Here is an 18,074-nt window from a genome sequence, read left to right as displayed (position 1 = left end):
TCCGCTTACATATTGAGCGTACTTTCATCCTTTGAGGAGATATTCTTCAGTTCTACTCGTTTAATTTCTCCTACTAAAAGAAGATAACAGAGAATAGCTATAAGAGCGTTAGCGCCCACAAAAACCAATGCTCCATTAAAAGAGCCTGTTGCATTGACAATGTATCCAATAATAATAGGCGTTGTAATAGAAGCAACGTTCCCAAATGTGTTAAAAAGCCCACCGCTTAAACCGGCTATTTCTTTAGGGGAAGTGTCAGCAACAACAGCCCACCCTAATGCCCCAAAGCCTTTTCCAAAAAAAGCAAGTGACATAATTACTACAACAATCCATTCAGCATCTACATAATTGCAAGCAACCATGCTACAGGAAAGCAACATGCCAATAACGATAGGTGTCTTACGTGCAAAAGTTAATGAACGACCTCTTTTTAAAAAGAAATCAGATACAATTCCCCCTAACACCCCTCCTAAAAATCCGCATATGGCAGGTAGAGAAGCAATAAATCCAGCTTCCAAAATTGACATTCCGCGTGCTTGAACTAAATAAACAGGAAACCATGTTAAAAAGAAATACGTGAGCGTCGTAATACAATATTGTCCAATATAAACACCTAACAACATTCTGCTTTTAAGAAGTTGTTTAATTTGATTCCATCCTGGGCCAGTATTTTTCTTTGTTTCTACTTTTTTTTCATCCATATCAATGAGCCCGCCGCCCTGCTGGATGTAATTTACTTCTTCTTTTGTAATGCGAGGATGTTTGCTTGGACTGTAGATCACTTTCATCCAAACAGCAGCTAAGATTACTCCTAAGACACCCATAATAATAAATACAAAATGCCAGCCGAACCTGTGAGTAAGCCATGCCATAATAGGCGAAAATAACACTAGTGCAAAATACTGAGCCGAATTAAAAATCGCAGAGGCTGTCCCACGTTCAGATTTTGGAAACCAGGCTGCTACAATACGGCTATTTCCCGGAAAAGAAGGGGCTTCAGCTAACCCAACCATAAAACGAAGCGTAAATAAGATAATTATAGCAGCACCGCCACTAAAAAAACCGATAAATCCTTGAAAAAAGGTAAAAATAGACCAAAAAAATACACTGCATGCAATGATTGTCTTTGATCCGAATTTGTCTAAGAACCAACCTCCAGGAAGCTGACCAATTACATAAGCCCATCCAAATGCTGAAAAAACATACCCCATTGAAATTGAATTTAAGCCTAATTCTTTTTGAACAGAGTCTCCTACAATGGACAGCGTCGCTCTATCTGCATAATTAATCGTTGTCAAAACAAAAAGCATAAATACGACAAACCAGCGTACATGGCTTTTCTTGCTGCTTCCCGCTTCCAATTTCGGTTTAGCTTGCATAATCACCTATTCCATCCCCCTCTTATTGTTTTGTTCTTTTCCTATGTTTATCTCTCTTAAAAAGGAGGAATTTTCCTCCTTTTTAAGAGAGTAAAAGGTTCATAATACAATAAAGGTATTTAACTTTTTATAAAAACAGTTTTAATAGCTGTGAAAAATTCTTTAGCAGCCTCCCCTTGTTCTCTAGAGTGAGAACTTGATTGTTTCATGCCTCCAAAAGGTGCCTGAAGTTCAACGCCTGCGCTTTCCGAGTTAATTCGAATAAGCCCAGCATCCATTTCATTAATAAAAGAAAGCATATGAGAAATATTTGTAGTGAAAATAGAAGCACTTAGCCCATATTGAACATCGTTAGCTAGTGCTAATGCTTCCTCGATGGATTCTACTTTCATCAATGCTATTACGGGGCCAAAAATTTCTTCTTGTGATATCGTCATATGCGATTCTACGTTTTCAAAAATAGTAGGTTCTACGTAAAATCCATTTTCATATTCCCCGTCAGTCAACTGACGTCCTCCGTATAAAAGAGTTGCACCTTCACTTTTTCCTTTTTCAATATATGACAATACGGTCTGTAACTGATTTTCGCTTGCACATGGTCCCATCCACGTGTCTTCGTTTAACCCTTCTCCAACGGTAATTTCCTTCGTTTTTGCTAATAGTTTTTGTTTGAATTTTTCATATACCTCATGCTGAACAATTACCCGACTAGTCGCAGTACATTTTTGACCTGTGGAACGGAATGCACCGCTGATCGTACCTTCTACTGCTAAATCTAAATCTGCATCCGCCGCTACAATTACCGGGTTCTTCCCCCCCATTTCTAACTGATATTTAGCTCCTCGAACGAAAGCCTGTTGACCAATTTGTTTGCCTACTCGATCGGATCCTGTAAATGTAATCGCATTAATTTCTGGATGTTCAGCAATAGCTTGACCAATGATTGATCCAGAGCCCGTAATCATATTTACTACACCCGCTGGAATTTCTGCTTCTTCAAAACATTCGATAATCTTAGCGCACGTAATAGCTGTTTCAGTAGCTGGCTTAATTATGACAGTATTTCCGTAAACAAGTGCCGGAGCTATTTTCCATATAGGAATAGCAATAGGAAAGTTCCATGGGGTGATAACTCCAACAACGCCTAACGGTACTCGAGATGTAAACATCAATGCTTCAGCATCGGTAGAAGGAATTACATCTCCCATTTTTCTCATACCTTCCCCTGCATAGTATCGAAGAATAGCTATTCCGCGAGCTGTTTCTCCTTTTGTTTCAGCCAAGGTTTTTCCCATTTCACGTGTAGCACATTCCGCAATTTCATCTAGTCTATTTTCCATAATATCCGCAGCTTTGTGAAGGTACTGTCCGCGAGCTGCGCCTGACAAGCGCTTCCATTTTTCTTGAGCTTGTTTAGCTGCTTTTATCGCTAGATTTAAATCTTCAAGAGTTGATTTTTGTACATATCCTACAGCCTCTTTCTTATTGGCTGGGTTTAGACTCTCCATCATCTCTTGAGACGATGATGGAACACCTTTTCCGTTAATAAAATTTAAGTATTGTTTGTCTTGAACACTAATTGTCATATGAACTCTCCTTTTTATAAAGCGTTTACATTTTATTAATTAAGATAAAACTTGTTTAGAGGATTTAGGATATTGATCAAATGCTTGTGTTAAAATCTTTTCAAGCTGTGCGTAATGTTCTTTATCTACTGAAACAATAGGAGGCCTTACTCTATCTGTAACAGGTAAACCTATAATTTCCATCCCTGCTTTAATCAATGAAACAGCATATCCTTTTTTTTGCTTGCGAATATCGTTAATTGGAAGAATTATATTTTGGTAGAGTTCACTTAGTAACTCTTGATCGTGACTTAATAAAGCGTTGTAAAACATTCTTGATATGTGCGGGACATAGTTAGAGATTGCTGAAGAATAAGAATTAAATCCAATTGGAGCGTATGCTGGCATCGTTACTTCAGCCATCGGCATTCCGTTTAGCCAGCCTAGTCGTTTTCTTAAAGACTGGGTTAATTCTATATTTAATTCCATATTTCCATATCCGTCTTTTAATCCTACTAGTTGGTTTAATTCTGTAAGTTTTTCTAAAGTTGGCAACTGTAAAATAGCATTGTCTCTTTGATAAACAATTGCGTTTAAATTTGTATGCTCAATGATTGCTTTTAGATAGTTGTAAAGGCCCTCTTGTTCTCCTTCAATTAAGTATGGAGGTAAAATTAAATAGCCGTCTGCCTGTTTTTCCTCTGAAATACGAGCCCATTCTAAAGCTGTAGAAAGATTACCGCCCACACCTGTGTAAACGGGAACTTTTCTGTTGACGACAGATATAGCTACTTCTAACATTGCTGTATATTCTTTTGTATTTAAGGATTGAAATTCTCCTGAACCGCAAGCGATGAAGATAGCCTCTAACCCTTCGTCTAATAAAAATTGAATATTTGCTTCTAAAGCTTTTTCATCTAATTTTCCTTGGTTATTAAGGGGAGCGACGGGAAAACCTAAAATTCCTGTAGGTGCTTTTCTATTCATATTCACATGCATATCCTCCTATAAATTTTCAGATAATTTTTACATTTTTATTGTAAGACAAATTAAATTGTTTGTCAATAAAATAAATAATCTTAAATTATTAAATAAAAAATTTTAAAATAGAAACGAAAAACACCTCTAAGAAAGAGGTGTTTTTCGTTTCTATTTATACGCCTTTTTTATTTCAATTTCATAGTTTCTCAACTTACGGTAAAGTGTACTTCGATCAATTCCTAACAATTTAGCTGCTTGAGATATATTGGAATGAGTTTCTGTTAAAGCAAGTAAAATTTGCTCTTTTTCAGATTGAAGATGATTGGTGGTTTCTGCTTCTTCACCGATGTAATTTGTTTCAAAAGCATTTTCGTTTAGCTGCTCTTTCATATCCTGATCCGAAACTACATTATTTTTACTGATCACTACTAACCTTTCAATAAAATGCATCAATTCTCTTACATTTCCTTTCCATTTATAGGTAGTTAATTGTGAATAAGCTTTTTCTGTAATCTCTATATTTTTCTTTTGATAGAGATTCGTATAATAGACTAAAAAATGCTGAGCAAGGTAACGAATATCACTTTTTCTTTTACGGAGCGGTGGAATATTTATAGTTAAGACCTTAAGCCTGTAAAGTAAATCCTCTCGAAATTTGCCTTTTTCTACGACTTTTAATAAATTTTTGTTCGTTGCTGCAATAACTCTTACATCTACAGGAATATATTTATTATCACCTAAGCGCATAACCTGTTTTTCTTGTAAAACTCTAAGTAAGCGGGATTGTCCATATGTATCCATCTCCGAGATTTCATCCAGAAAAATCGTTCCTCGGTGCGCCATTTCAAACAAACCTTGCTTTCCTTTCCTTGTCGCTCCGGTAAAGGCCCCTTCTACATATCCAAATAACTCACTTTCCAGTAAATTAGGCGGAATAGCTGCACAATTAACAGCAACAAAAGGACCGTTTTTCCGCAAACTTTCTGCATGAATACTCTGAGCAAATAATTCTTTCCCGGTGCCGGACTCACCAAAAATTAAAACGGTTGCATCTACAGAAGACACTGTCTGTCCAATCCGTTTAGCTTCACAAATTTCCTTAGAATGCCCTAAAATATCAGAAAATGTGTAGCGTGTTTCAAACTTTCTTGACAGTACTTCCCCTCTAATTTTAGCTTCCATTTCTTGAATACTTGTAATATCCTGAAAAGTTATCATTGCTCCGATAATGTCTTTCTCCACTTTAATTGGAGCAATATTAAATATTAAACTTTTGTTTTTGATTTTTTTGATTATACCTAAATGCTCTTCTCCTCCAAAATAATTTTTAATAGGTAAAAAGGGCATAACAGCATCAATCTGCTTCCCTAGCACTTCTTGCCTTTTTAATTCTAGCAAGTGCTCAGCAGCATGATTAAATACTTCTACTTTTTTATTTCGATTAATACTAATAATTCCTTGTATAGAATAATCAATAAGGGCTTTAACTGTTTGGGAACGCTCTTTTTCAATTTTTCTTCCTAAAGAAATCTTTTTAGCTTCTAAAAGCGCTGTCCGAACGGCAGAATTTCCAGATTCAATAGAAATTGCCTTAAAGCCTTTTCTAAGTGATAAAGTTGTTGTTTTCATTCCTCCAATAACAATATCTGTTTCTCCTGAGGAAAGTTGCTCAATATAAGTCGGAATATCTTCAACTGAATCAAGAAGATAAATAGAAAGGTTGATACCCAAAATATCTGCTAAAATTTCCACATCATTTTTCATATTCTGAAATGCGAGCATGGCCACTTTAGGATTTTCTAAGTTTGTTACCTGCTTGCTTTTATAAAAGGCTTGAGCTAAATCTTGTCCTGTAATTGGAATTTCGACTAGAGGAATTCCAATTACAGAATCAGTAATTAACCTTGCAGTCCCTCCTCTGCAAACGATAACATCACAGCTGGATTCTAATTTATTGGCGAGTTTTACGGCGCGGCTTAACCTTGCAAGGTAGATTTCAACCTCTCCTTGCAACCCTAACTCTTGAATTACTCTTTTTCCTTGTAAAAACAGCTGTTTATCTGGGGCAATAAAAGCAATTTTTGACATATTCTTTTCCTCCTGATTAGTTAGAATATTCTAGTTATTATAACGTATTGGTACAACAATTGTTGCTTTATGTACAACAATTGTTGTATATTTCATCACTTTTCTTCGGTACAAAGGCTTTTTTACTCGTTAAAACACTTGGCATGCTTATTGCAATAAATAAAAATGAACATGTTTAGAAAGAAACTAAAAACGATTAAGGAGAGATAAATCATGTCTTTGCAAATCAATCAAACAGAAAAACCCCTTTATATCAAAGTAAATGAAAACGATAATGTTGCTACGATTGTAAATTCAAAAGGATTATCGAAAGGAACTGTGTTTCCATCTGGTTTAGAGCTAAAAGAATATATCCCTCAAGGACATAAAGTTTCATTAAAAAACTTTGAGAAAGGTGACAAAATTATTCGCTATGGAGAAGTTATCGGAGCTGCTTCCTCAGCGATTTCTCAAGGAACTTGGGTAAAAGAATCATATGTTACCCTACCTGATCCCCCTATTTTAGAAAAGCTGCCTTTGGCAACTAAAGTTTCTGCCCCTTTATCTCCTTTAGAAGGATACACATTTGAAGGTTACAAAAATACAAATGGAAGTGTTGGCACAAAAAATATACTTGGGATTACGACAAGTGTTCAATGTGTAGTAGGAGTACTTGATTATGCGGTTAAAAAAATCAAAACAGAACTTCTTCCTTCTTATCCAAATGTAGATGATGTAGTAGCTTTAACTCATAATTATGGCTGCGGAGTTGCCATTAATGCACCGGACGCCATCATTCCGATTCGTACATTACAAAATCTTTCTATTCATCCAAATTTCGGCGGTGAAGTTCTAGTAGTTGGCTTAGGGTGTGAAAAGCTGCTTCCTGAACGTTTGAGTCCACAAGAGATTTCAGGAAATATAACACGTTTGCAGGACCAGGCGGGTTTTAAGCAAATGATTGCTGCGATTATAGAGATGACAGAAGAAAAATTAATTAAACTAAATAGCCGGACGCGTGTAACCTGCCCTGTGTCTGATTTAACGGTAGGTTTACAATGTGGAGGAAGCGATGCCTTTTCCGGTGTTACTGCCAATCCAGCAGTTGGATATGCGGCAGATTTACTAGTAAGAGCAGGCGCTACTGTTTTATTTTCTGAAGTTACTGAAGTTCGAGATGCTATTCATTTGTTAACGCCACGAACAATTAATAAAGAAGTTGGTCAATCCCTGATTAAAGAAATGAAGTGGTATGATCAATATTTAAAAAGAGGCGAAGCAGATAGAAGTGCAAATCCTTCACCTGGAAATAAAAAAGGCGGACTTGTAAACGTAGTAGAAAAAGCACTTGGCTCCATAGCTAAAGCGGGAACAACTCCAATTGTCGAAGTTTTATCGCCTGGAGAAAAACCGACTAAAAAAGGCTTAATCTATGCAGCAACTCCGGCGAGTGATTTTGTATGCGGAACATTACAGTTAGCTTCTGGAATGAACATGCATATTTTCACAACAGGGAGAGGAACTCCATATGGCCTGGCAATGGCACCTGTTCTTAAAGTATCTACTAGAAGTTCATTAACTGAGCAATGGCATGATTTAATAGATTTAGATGCGGGAAGAATAGCACAAGGAGAAGCAACCATTGAGGAGGTTGGTTGGGAGCTCTTTCACTTAATTATAGAAATTGCAAGCGGCCATAAGAAAACATGGAGTGATTATTGGGGGTTGCATAATGATTTATGTCTGTTTAACCCTGCTCCCTTAACTTAACAAGATAACGAGAACCTGCGCTTGCGCTGTTTCTAAACAGGTTCTCGTTACTTTATGACAAGTTGTATAACTAATTGGAGTTTAAATGACCTCTGTCTACTGCTTCTGGCGGTGTTTCCATCCAGCCGTTTTCCATCATAATATCCGCGGCCTCCTTTACAAACTTTGAGATGTTTGTCATTGATTTTCCGTATAAAAGCGCTAGATCATGCCTTCCATCTATAATCTCCTAATTCGATTTGTTCTTAGGTTGGTCTTTTCTATCTTATCTATTCCTCAACTTTTGCCCTTTGTTGGAAGAGTTAAGAATCTCAGGTGAGATATGCAGGCTTAAGCATTTTAATCTACAGTCAGACCTATTCACGGCAACCACTCCTTCTTTCCGGGAAATTTACTACTGGTAGCTTATCCTAAATTTCTCATAATATAATTGAGAATCATTATTCCAAAAATAAAAAAGAGCTGTTTTATACGTCGTATTTCTCACGTATAAAACAGCTCGGCCTGTTATTCACTTGTTTTCATGAAGCCCTATTGTCTGCATATTATTCACTACGTTCAATTACTAGTTAGCTGGACTTCTTTCTTTTCTTCATTTTCTTCTATTCCCGCTTCTTCTATATTCACAAAAGGTTGATCAGCAACGGTCACAAGCTCGCCGCCGCAAACATGGCGAACAACGGTTACTAGCTCTGGAAAAGCGGGAAATTTGCCGTATAACGTTTTTAAAGGAAGTGCACCTTTACATATCTTACTGTTATGTGGTTCATACCCTTTGAGCGTATCAAGCAATAATTGTTCTCCGCTTTCAGTCAATTTGATGTAGGTGTTTCTTTTATCATCTTCTCTTTTGGACAAATGCAGGTATCCTTGATTTTCTAATTTTTTCGAAAAATTAAACGCTGTAGAGATATGCATAGCTCCTAAATTAGCTAACTCTGACATAGAGATTTCTCCCGTGTTACTAGCTAAACATAAAATATGATGCTCATTTACGTTTAGTCCATAAGGTTTCACCCATTGCTCCCAGTCATCTTCCGCAGCTCTCCAGATGGCTTTACTTACCTGCATTAATTTTAATCCAAACAATGATGCATCTTTTATTGTGTATTCACTTTCTTGTTTCGACATACTATCATTCCTTATTTGTAGGCTGTTGTAAGTTAGTTTATTTTTAAAACGCGTAAAAACATTTTTATTTCATCTAATTTATCAGTATACCTACAAAATCAGACGAAAAAATACACGTACAGTTTAATTTATCAGCTTTATTCCACAAAATTTCTACAATTCTGAAGAAGTGTCTACCAACTAAAAAGAGGTACTTACTTTATTTTTATTAAAAAAAGTAATACGCGTCTTTTTAATTACTAATAGATGATGCGGATTCTAAGTGAGCAAATGCTTGTTCTAAGTCTGCAATTAAATCTTCCGTATCTTCAATTCCAACAGATATGCGAACCAGTCCTTCAGATATTCCAAGGGCTTTACGTTCTTCAAGCGTACATTCTACGTGACTAGTCGTTCTTGCTGGTCCATAAATCGTTTCAACCGCTCCTAAATTGCCGGCTTTATTTGCATACGTTAACTTTGGCAGCAAAATTTTAATAGCTTCCATTTCTCCTTTTAAAACAAAGCTTAATATTCCGCCAAAGCCTTTCATTTGTTTTTTGGCAATATGATGATGAGGGTGTGTTTCCAATCCAGGATAATAGACGGCTTCAACAGCTTCTTTCTTTTGAAGAAATTTAGCAATTTCCAAAGCGCTTCGTTCTTGTTGACGTATACGTAATTTTAACGTTTTCATTCCTCTTAAAATAAGATACGCTGACATGGGATCCATGGTCGCGCCATTGATCTCACGGTAGTGATACACTTGCTGCATTAATTCTTTAGAGCCGCATACTGCCCCTCCTAAGGCATCCGCATGTCCGCTTAAAAATTTTGTTGCGCTGTGAATGACAAGATCTACCCCTAATTGAAGAGGGTTTTGATTAATGGGTGTCGCAAACGTATTATCAATAATGACGACTGCCCCTGCAGATTTTCCTGCTTTTGCTATTCTTTCAATATCAATAATTTTCATCGTAGGATTTGTAGGTGACTCTAGATATAGCACTTTACATCCTTTATTTACTTCCGCTTCAATTTCTTCATGATTTCCCGTATTACATAAGGTTACATCAACTCCGATGTTAGGAAGGAACTCAGTGAAGATTTTATTTGTTCCTCCATATGTATCTTTTACCGATACTACGCGGTCTCCAGGTTTTAAAAACGTGTATAATGTGCTGCTAATAGCCGCCATACCGGAGGAAAATGCGACCGTTTCTTCTGCTTCTTCAAGTATCCTTACTTTTTCTTCAAAAGCTTTGACCGTAGGATTACTCATGCGATTATACGTATAGCCTGGTTTATTTCCTAACGCAACTTCTTGCCATTCGTCTACATCATCATAATTATAAGCTACGCTGAAGACGACAGGAACTTGAGTAGCATTGTAAGCAAGCGATTCTTTTTCTCCTGCCCATACCGCTTTTGTTCCGTCTTGTACATTTCTAAACTGTTTGTCTGTCATTCACTCATCACCTCTGATTTTATTAATTAGATAATGATTAGATTATATATTGTATACAATATACTGTATATAGTACAGAATAATCTGATAATAAAATAACCATACTTACCTTATTAAATTTAAAGAGGTTGAGACATAACGAAATGAATCCAATCTAAAGACGAACAAATAGGATACATGAGCTGAACCGCTTGTGACACGTCAGTTGATTTCCGTGCAAGACTTCGCTTTCCGCGGGCGGCCGCTGAGCCTCCTCGTCGCATACGCTCCTGTGGGGTCTCACCTGTTCCGCTTTTCCCGCAGGAGTCTTCGTCTTGCCCTCCAATCAACTGCTAGAAGGACCTAAACAAATCGAACCTACGTTCACCCTAACAAAAAATGAACCACTAATCAAAAATCTTGATCAATGGTTCATTTTTTACTTCGTCTAAAATACTTTTGTCCCACCCTCTTTTTTTATTCAGCTTTCACCAAAATTTTCACCTGTTCTTTTTCTTTTAACAATGTCTCAAAACCTTCTTCAATTACATTCTCTAGCTTGATACGTTTTGTCACCAGTTTATCAGCAGAAAAATAGCCTTTTGCCATTAAACTAATAACCGCTGGAAATACATCGCGGTAGCCAATAATACCTGTTACTGTACGCTCTTGTAAAACGATTGTTTGGGGATGAATGGACGCTTCTTTTTCAAATCGTGCCATCTTAATGCTTTCATTCTACTCAGCTCCTATCCTTATTTAAAAATTTAAAACAGCTAAAAACTCTTAGCTTACAAATTGAATCTTTTTAATCTGTTATAAAATGTACTTCTTGGTATATCTAACAGCTTAGCGGCAAGTGACACATTTCCCTGCGTTTTACGTAAAGCATCCATCATTAAGTCTTTTTGAACTTTTTCACGAAATGTGAGTGCGGGTAAGGACGTAAAATCATTTTCTTCTATTTCTTGTGAAGTATCAAAGTGGGAGATGCTCTTCTGACCGCCAAGATTTAAAGAACTTAAATAATTCAATATCCTCTCTTTTTCTGTTTCTGTTTTAAGCGAGATCTTCAAGCGTTCAAGTACATTAAATAATTCTCGAATATTGCCGGGCCACTGATAATCTATTAATTTATCTACTAACTCTTTGGAGAAATTCATATTCCAAGCATTCTTTTGACAAAAGTAGCGCATCAGATGTGGAATATCTTCTTTCCTTTCTCGCAAAGGCGGAACATGCACGGGATACACGTGAAGCCGGTAATATAAATCTTCTCGAAACTTCCCTTCACTGACAAGTTGACGAAGATCTCGATGAGTAGCGGTAATAATCCGGATGTCTACCGGAATTTCCTGATTGCTTCCAACAGGCGTTACCTTGCGCTCTTGCAATACTCTTAACAAAGAAACTTGCATAGAATGAGGAAGTTCACCTATTTCATCAAGAAAAATCGTACCGTGATTAGCCTGCTCAAACTTTCCTTGATATCCTTGACGCCGTGCTCCTGTAAACGCTCCTTCTACATAGCCAAATAATTCACTTTCCATAAGTTCCTTCGGAATAGCACCACAATTAAGAGCAATAAAAGGCCCGTTTTTACGCGAGCTGTTTTCATGAATTGTTTGAGCTATTACTTCTTTTCCAGTACCTGTTTCCCCTAAAATATAGACCGTTGTATCCGTAGGAGCCGCATGCTTTATTTCTTCTAGTGTTTGCTGAAAGGAACGGCTTATGCCTGCTTCTCCTTTAAAAGAAAATGATTGAGCAGGGATCTGTGTAGTTGTTTGGTTATGGTGCGCTTCTTCTGATAGATAAATAATCTTTCCAATAGAATGACCGTGTCTCTTTGAAATGACAGGCACTTCCATCACTATACGAAATCCCTGTTGTACAATCGTATTTAACTGCAGGCCTGACCATTTTGGTATACATTCCCGAACGGTTTTGCTTGCTCCCACAATCACTTCTTTGTAATTGCAAAGAAGCAAGAGCTGTTTGCTATCAACAAAATTCATAGAAGCGTGAACCAACTCAATTTCGTCTTTGTGCATTCGAATGCTTAACTCCCGCTCAATTGTATAAGCAATGGACGTAACCATTCCAAGTGTATAAGGGTGAGCTCTGTTTACAGGACAAGAAATATTAATAATCCCAATTAAATTTCCCTCGTCATTTCGAACAGGAGCTGCCGAACAGCTCCATTGATGCGAAGCAATTGAATAATGTTCTGTACCCGTTATCATAATGGGCTCTTCCGTTTGCAGAGCCGTACCGATTGCATTTGTGCCTACTTCTTTTTCTGTCCAACAGGCACCTTCCACAAAATTAATTTTCCTTGCTTCATTCAATGTAAGTCTATTTCCTGTAATAGATAAAATATAGCCTTCTGGGTCAATTAATAAAGCAACCATTCCTAAGTCCGCCGCTGATTGTCTGATTCTTTCTAAGTGCGGCAAAGCCGTCTCAAGAAATAAAGAGTTCATTTGTTTTCGAGAATGAAAGGCTTCATTTCTTAAAATCGATCTGCCTTTATCTAGGTAAGGATTAACATCTGCGCTTTTACAGCGGTGCCATGACTTTACAATAATGTCGTTTAACCTTGAAGATTCAAGTGCTCCTTCGTTTACAAAACGCTTCCATGTGTTTAAAGAAAGTGTGGATTCCATTTCTTACCTCTCCCCTATAAACTTAATTGAATATAGTAAATCAAGGCTTGTTATCATTATTATAAATCACAAAGAAAACGTTATCATTACCAAATGATAGATTTTTAAACTCACGTTATGTAAAAATTAATAAAGAAACTAGACGAGGATGCAGGAAAACTCCTATACCGCTTCCGTGATTCCTTCATCCTCTAGTTATCTTTTTGAATCATTCATTTTTACTTTTCATCCTCAAAGAGTTTAATAACTTGGGCACCTGCGTAATCAGGAGTGAACGGCCTGACCCGCCGACTGCAAAAGAGCTTCGTGAATGGCTTCAGATAATGTAGGGTGGGCAGCGATAAAGTCTTCCATTATATCTGTGGTCAACTCTCCGTGCATCATAATGGTTCCTTGTCCAATTAATTCTGTAGCATGTGAACCTACAATGGAAAGCCCAATAATTTCATTAAACTGCGGTTCTACGATTACTTTCACTTTTCCAACGGACTCATTGGCAATCATCGCTTTGCCGTTTGCCGTAAACGAGAATTCTCCGACGCGAATATCGCCGTATTCGCTGCGAGCCTGCTTTTCTGTCATACCGACACTTGCAATTTCAGGGTGGGTATAGATACAGCGGGGTACAGCTCGGTAATTTACGCTCTTATCTTTTCCGCATGCGTGTAAAGCAGCAACTGTGCCTTCATGAAAGGCTACATGAGCAAGCTGAATTCCGCCAACTACATCTCCACAAGCATAGATGTTAGGTATATTCGTTTGCATATGCTCATTAACATCAATTCCTTGTTTTGAAAAATGTACGCCAACCTGTTCTAAACCCAAACCTAGCACTCTAGGTTTTCTTCCAATTGAAATTAATGCATACTCAGCTTGCAGTTCATGCAGCTCCTCTTTATGTTTAAATAGAGCTGTTTTATCTTCTGGCTGCATTTCTGTTAACAAAGAGGATGTATAAATTGCTACGCCTTTTTTCTCTAATTCTTCCTGTAACGTAAATGCGATGTCGGCATCTTCACCAGGAAGCAGCTGATCTGCCGCTTCCACAATCGTTACTGTTGTTCCCATTTGGCTGTAAATGCTTGCAAATTCACATCCAATTACACCCCCGCCTACTATTAGAAGAGTTGAAGGGATAGCAGGCAGCGACATTGCTTGTTTACTGTGAATGATCCACTTTCCATCAAAAGGAGCAAATGGCAGGCTAGCAGGTTCTGAACCCGCAGCAATAATAAACTGTTCAGCCTCTATCTCTTCTACGTGATTTTCGTTTCGCACAGATAGACGATGATTTGTCAAAAAAGAAGCTTCTCCTTTTATGACTTTAATACTGTTCTTTTTCATCAAATAGCCAATTCCCCTGACCAAGTTTTTAACAATGGTTGTTTTATGATGCTGAACGCCATCCCAGTTAATTTTCACTTGTTCTAAAGGAATAGTGATACCGAATTGCTCAGCTTTCTTAATTTTCTCATAGGCTTCCGCGCTTGCTAATAGCGACTTTGTTGGCATACAGCCCTCATTTAAACAGGTTCCACCTAAATCTTTTTGTTCGATTAACGTAACTTGTTTTCCTTGCCGAGCGGCAGTGATTGCCGCCACATATCCTGCTGGACCGCCGCCAATCACAACTAAAGGTTTCACGGAATGCACCCCTTTCTATAAGAGTAGTAAAATAGGCTGTTCTAAGTATTGTTTAATAGTTCCAAGGAAATTAGCTGCAGGTGCTCCGTCCAGTACGCGATGATCAAACGTCAGGCTTAAAGGCAGCAAGTTTCTTTTTTGTAATTCGTCTCCTTTATACATCGGTACATCTTCAGTAGCTCCAACACCAAGAATTCCTGTTTCAGGCGGATTTAATACAGGTGTAAAATACTCTACTCCGTAAGCACCGAGATTAGTAATAGTGAATGTAGAACCTTGCATCCTATCAGTGCTCAGCTGACCTTGCCGAGCATCTGCTGCTCGTGTTTTGATCTCTGTAGCTAATTCAACTAACGACATCTTTTCAGCATGCTGCACAACAGGAACAACTAACCCATTTTCTAAAGCTACGGCCATTCCAAGATGAACATGGTTATTGAGTTGAATTTCGTTATCAATATAGGCACTGTTCATTTGTTTGTGTTCTTGAAGTGAAAGAACAACAGCGCGAGCAATAAAATCAGTTAGAGATATCTTCACCTTATGGCGTTGCTGGGTCACATCTTTAATTTCTCGTTGAAGAGACAGCAAATCCGTCACGTCAGCTTTCATATTAATCGTTAATTGGGCACTGTTTAATAAACTGTTATGCATTCGACTTGCAATGACTTTCCTCATGCCCGCTACTGGAAGCGTTTCTTTGTTTATAGCGGGGTTATCTCTTTCTACCGTTTGGTGACTCGATTCTGAAGCTCTTTCCGCCAGCACTTTCTCTACATCTGCTTTGGTGATTCTTCCTTTTGGTCCTGTGCCTTGAATCGTTTCAATATTAATGTTTTCAGATTCTGCTATTTTCCGTGCAATTGGTGAAATGCGCACAGTTTCTTTATTCTTTTTTGATGAAGCTGTGTTTGCTGGTGGCTCTTCTAAAGAGATAGCAGCCGCTACCTCGTTTTTAGGCGCTTGCAGCTCATTTGCTGAACGGTTCTGCTCAGTGAGCTGCTCGTTTGGCTTTCCAACATAACAGATAATCGTTCCAGGAGGCACTCCTACATCTTCTTGTACAAGAAGATCAAGAATCACACCGTCCTGCGGCGCTTCAATATCCATTTCGATTTTTTCAGAATTAATGCTTGCAATCATATCTCCTTTTGAAACGGAGTCTCCAACTTTTTTGTTCCACGTCGAAACGGTTCCTTCTTTCATTGCCATACCTAGTTTTGGCATTACAACCTCTGCAGCCATTTGCTTCCTCCTCCTTTTCTTTAATTACACGCTTAGAAGCGATTTATCTCCTAGTAACTCCGATACAACTTCAATTACTTTTTGCGGGGTTGGCAGATAAATATCTTCTAATGGAGGCGAAAACGGCACAGGTGTATGTGGTGCTGTAATTCGTTTAATAGGTGCATCAAGCATGTCAAATCCTTTATCAGCAACTAGCGCAGCAATATCTGTTGCTATGCTGCATCTTGGATTGGCTTCGTCAATGACAATTAATCGATTCGTTTTTTCTACAGACGAAAGAATGGTCTCTTCATCAAAAGGTGATAGACTTCGCGGATCGACTACTTCTACGTCAATTCCCTTGTGAGATAATTGATCTGCTGCCGCAAGTGCAGTATTTACTTGTTTTCCAATTGCTACAATGGTTAAATCTGTTCCTTCGCGTTTCACGTCAGCTTTCCCTAACGGAATCGTATAGTAGCCTTCAGGAACCTCTCCTTTCATGTTGTACAATGTTTTGTCTTCAAAAAAGATAACCGGATCATTGTCTTCGATTGCTGCTAACAATAACCCTTTTGCATCGTAAGGGTTAGAAGGCACTACTACTTTAATGCCAGGAATGCTAGTAAATAAGGCGTACAAGCTCTGAGAATGCTGAGCTGCAGCCCTAAATCCAGCTCCATGGGTTGTCCGAATCGTGACGGGCACTTCAGCTTTTCCTCCAAACATGTATCTAAATTTTGCGCCTTGATTCAGCACTTGATCTAAACAGCAGCCAATAAAGTCATTAAACATTAATTCTGCAACCGGCCTTAACCCTGTAGCTGCAGCTCCCATTGCAGCTCCTATATAAGCTGCTTCTGAAATAGGCGTATCAAGAATTCGTTCACGTCCAAATTCTTGTACAAGTCCCTTCGTAACTCCAAGGACCCCGCCCCACGCCTCATCATCTTGCAGGTGGTCAATTTCCGCTCCGCCAGCTACGTCTTCTCCCAAAAGAACCACATTCTCATCTTTTCGCATCGCTAGTTTCATAGCTTCGTTAATAGCTTCAGACATGCTTAATTTTCTAGTCATTTTCTTTTCCCCCTTTAATTAATAAGATACATAAACATCCGTTAATAGTTCCGAAGCATCAGGATAATCGCTTGTTTCTGCTAGCTCAACTGCGTGTTTTACTGCTTTTTCTACTTCACCATCAATATCTCTAAGCTCTTGTTCTGTTACTACTTGTTCTGAAAGCAAGTAATTTTCAAAAAGAGCGATAGCATCTTTTTCCTGGAGATGTTCTTTCTTTTCATTTCCTGATTTATACGTTTGTGCGTCACCTTCAAAATGTCCGTAATTTCGATACGTTACACATTCAATTAACGTTGGACCTTCCCCTCTGCGGGCTCGTTGAATAGCTTCTGCAGCTGCTTCATAAACTGCCATCACATCTTTCCCATCTACCCTTACCCCTGGAATGTTATAAGATGCGGCACGGTCTGCAATCGCACTGCAGCTCGAAGCATAAGAAAATGGAGTTGCCTCTCCGTAGCCATTATTTTCAGCAACAAAAACAACCGGCAGTTTCCAAATGGCTGCTAAGTTAATTCCTTCATGAAACGTCCCTTCATTGCCTGCTCCGTCTCCAAAAAAGCAAACGCTTACATCTTTTGTCTTTTTATACTTAGCAGTTAAAGCAGAACCGCATGCAAGCGGAAATCCTCCTCCTACAATTCCATTTGCTCCTAAAATTCCTTTATCTAAATCCGCGATATGCATGGATCCGCCTTTTCCTTTGCCTAACCCCGTTACCTTTCCAAAAAGCTCCGCCATCATGCCATCTAAATCGCCGCCTTTAGCAATACAATGGCCGTGTCCGCGATGAGTGCTCGTAATACTGTCACTGTCATTAAGATGAGCGCACATTCCAACCGCTACCGCTTCTTCACCTGCATACAGATGAACAAAACCAGGCAGTACCCCTTTTGCGAAAATTTGATGTACTTCATCTTCAAACTTTCGAATTTCTACCATTTTCTGATACATCCAGCTGGCTTTTTCTTTCGTAAGCTTTTCTGTTTTGTTTTGAGCAGTTTTCATTATGGTAAGCCTCCTCATTTGATTATCAAACTTCACTTAACTACTATTGCAAGTACCGTGCCAATAGTAAAATCGCTTCATACTAGCAATCTATTGTTGTATTTGGCCTCATAAAGTTAGACAAAAT

General features: G+C 38.2%; 14 protein-coding genes and 1 pseudogene. 1 reads left to right on the top strand and 14 read right to left on the bottom strand.

Translation table 11 applies throughout. The annotated features are described in order from the left end of the window. Positions 1-5 precede the first annotated feature (5 nt). The 4 genes from MKY06_RS09855 to MKY06_RS09840 form a co-directional block, all read right to left on the bottom strand. On the bottom strand, positions 6-1,379 hold the full coding sequence (locus tag MKY06_RS09855; RefSeq protein ID WP_098278135.1) for an MFS transporter: 1,374 nt from the start codon (positions 1,377-1,379) through the stop codon (positions 6-8). A gap of 119 nt (positions 1,380-1,498) precedes the next feature. Then, entirely contained in the window at positions 1,499-2,965 is a 1,467-nt protein-coding gene (gene gucD, locus MKY06_RS09850; RefSeq protein WP_098287412.1) for an alpha-ketoglutaric semialdehyde dehydrogenase GucD, read from the bottom strand. Positions 2,966-3,004: 39 nt separating this feature from the next. Continuing rightward, positions 3,005-3,937, bottom strand: coding sequence for a 5-dehydro-4-deoxyglucarate dehydratase (kdgD, locus tag MKY06_RS09845; RefSeq protein WP_041816538.1), 933 nt, complete (start codon positions 3,935-3,937; stop codon positions 3,005-3,007). A gap of 156 nt (positions 3,938-4,093) precedes the next feature. Beyond that, on the bottom strand, positions 4,094-6,013 hold the full coding sequence (locus MKY06_RS09840) for a sigma-54-dependent Fis family transcriptional regulator (RefSeq protein ID WP_053487184.1): 1,920 nt from the start codon (positions 6,011-6,013) through the stop codon (positions 4,094-4,096). A 213-nt stretch (positions 6,014-6,226) separates the two neighbouring features. On the opposite strand from MKY06_RS09840, the gene garD reads away from it, so the two are divergent. Continuing rightward, a complete protein-coding gene (gene garD, locus MKY06_RS09835; RefSeq protein ID WP_340960626.1) occupies positions 6,227-7,762 on the top strand; it encodes a galactarate dehydratase in 1,536 nt (511 codons plus the stop codon). A 70-nt stretch (positions 7,763-7,832) separates the two neighbouring features. On the opposite strand, the gene MKY06_RS09830 is transcribed toward garD, so the two are convergent. The 10 genes and pseudogenes from MKY06_RS09830 to MKY06_RS09785 all read right to left on the bottom strand — a co-directional run bounded on the left by MKY06_RS09830 (position 7,833) and on the right by MKY06_RS09785 (position 17,947). Further along, positions 7,833-7,985 (bottom strand): DUF3231 family protein, encoded by a 153-nt coding sequence (locus tag MKY06_RS09830; RefSeq protein WP_223268948.1) that lies wholly within the window; start codon positions 7,983-7,985, stop codon positions 7,833-7,835. Positions 7,986-8,320: 335 nt separating this feature from the next. Further along, positions 8,321-8,893 carry an HTH-type transcriptional regulator Hpr gene (locus MKY06_RS09825; RefSeq protein WP_029321230.1) on the bottom strand — a complete coding sequence of 191 codons (573 nt, stop codon included), beginning with the start codon at positions 8,891-8,893 and terminating at the stop codon, positions 8,321-8,323. A 232-nt stretch (positions 8,894-9,125) separates the two neighbouring features. After that, positions 9,126-10,340, bottom strand: coding sequence for a cystathionine gamma-synthase family protein (locus MKY06_RS09820; protein WP_098449292.1), 1,215 nt, complete (start codon positions 10,338-10,340; stop codon positions 9,126-9,128). A 119-nt stretch (positions 10,341-10,459) separates the two neighbouring features. Next, on the bottom strand, positions 10,460-10,669 hold the full coding sequence (locus MKY06_RS09815; RefSeq protein WP_194758092.1) for a hypothetical protein: 210 nt from the start codon (positions 10,667-10,669) through the stop codon (positions 10,460-10,462). Between the two features lie 127 nt (positions 10,670-10,796). Next, positions 10,797-11,033: pseudogene (locus MKY06_RS09810) on the bottom strand (butanediol dehydrogenase); the annotation flags it as partial. A 77-nt stretch (positions 11,034-11,110) separates the two neighbouring features. Continuing rightward, a complete protein-coding gene (locus MKY06_RS09805) occupies positions 11,111-12,988 on the bottom strand; it encodes a sigma-54-dependent Fis family transcriptional regulator (RefSeq protein ID WP_098278552.1) in 1,878 nt (625 codons plus the stop codon). A 264-nt stretch (positions 12,989-13,252) separates the two neighbouring features. Next, positions 13,253-14,632 (bottom strand): dihydrolipoyl dehydrogenase, encoded by a 1,380-nt coding sequence (gene lpdA / locus MKY06_RS09800; RefSeq protein WP_098278551.1) that lies wholly within the window; start codon positions 14,630-14,632, stop codon positions 13,253-13,255. A gap of 15 nt (positions 14,633-14,647) precedes the next feature. Beyond that, positions 14,648-15,877 (bottom strand): dihydrolipoamide acetyltransferase family protein, encoded by a 1,230-nt coding sequence (locus MKY06_RS09795; protein WP_340960622.1) that lies wholly within the window; start codon positions 15,875-15,877, stop codon positions 14,648-14,650. A 24-nt stretch (positions 15,878-15,901) separates the two neighbouring features. Continuing rightward, a complete protein-coding gene (locus tag MKY06_RS09790; protein WP_029321219.1) occupies positions 15,902-16,936 on the bottom strand; it encodes an alpha-ketoacid dehydrogenase subunit beta in 1,035 nt (344 codons plus the stop codon). 18 nt (positions 16,937-16,954) lie between these two features. Beyond that, positions 16,955-17,947 carry a thiamine pyrophosphate-dependent dehydrogenase E1 component subunit alpha gene (locus tag MKY06_RS09785; protein ID WP_035438909.1) on the bottom strand — a complete coding sequence of 331 codons (993 nt, stop codon included), beginning with the start codon at positions 17,945-17,947 and terminating at the stop codon, positions 16,955-16,957. Positions 17,948-18,074: the final 127 nt, after the last annotated feature.

The sequence above is a fragment of the Priestia sp. FSL P4-0332 genome, assembly GCF_038005845.1.
In the GTDB taxonomy this organism is placed as follows: Bacteria; Bacillota; Bacilli; order Bacillales; family Bacillaceae_H; genus Priestia.
The sequence above is the reverse complement of the archived record's forward strand: the minus strand, read 5'-3'. Positions and strand labels throughout refer to the sequence as shown.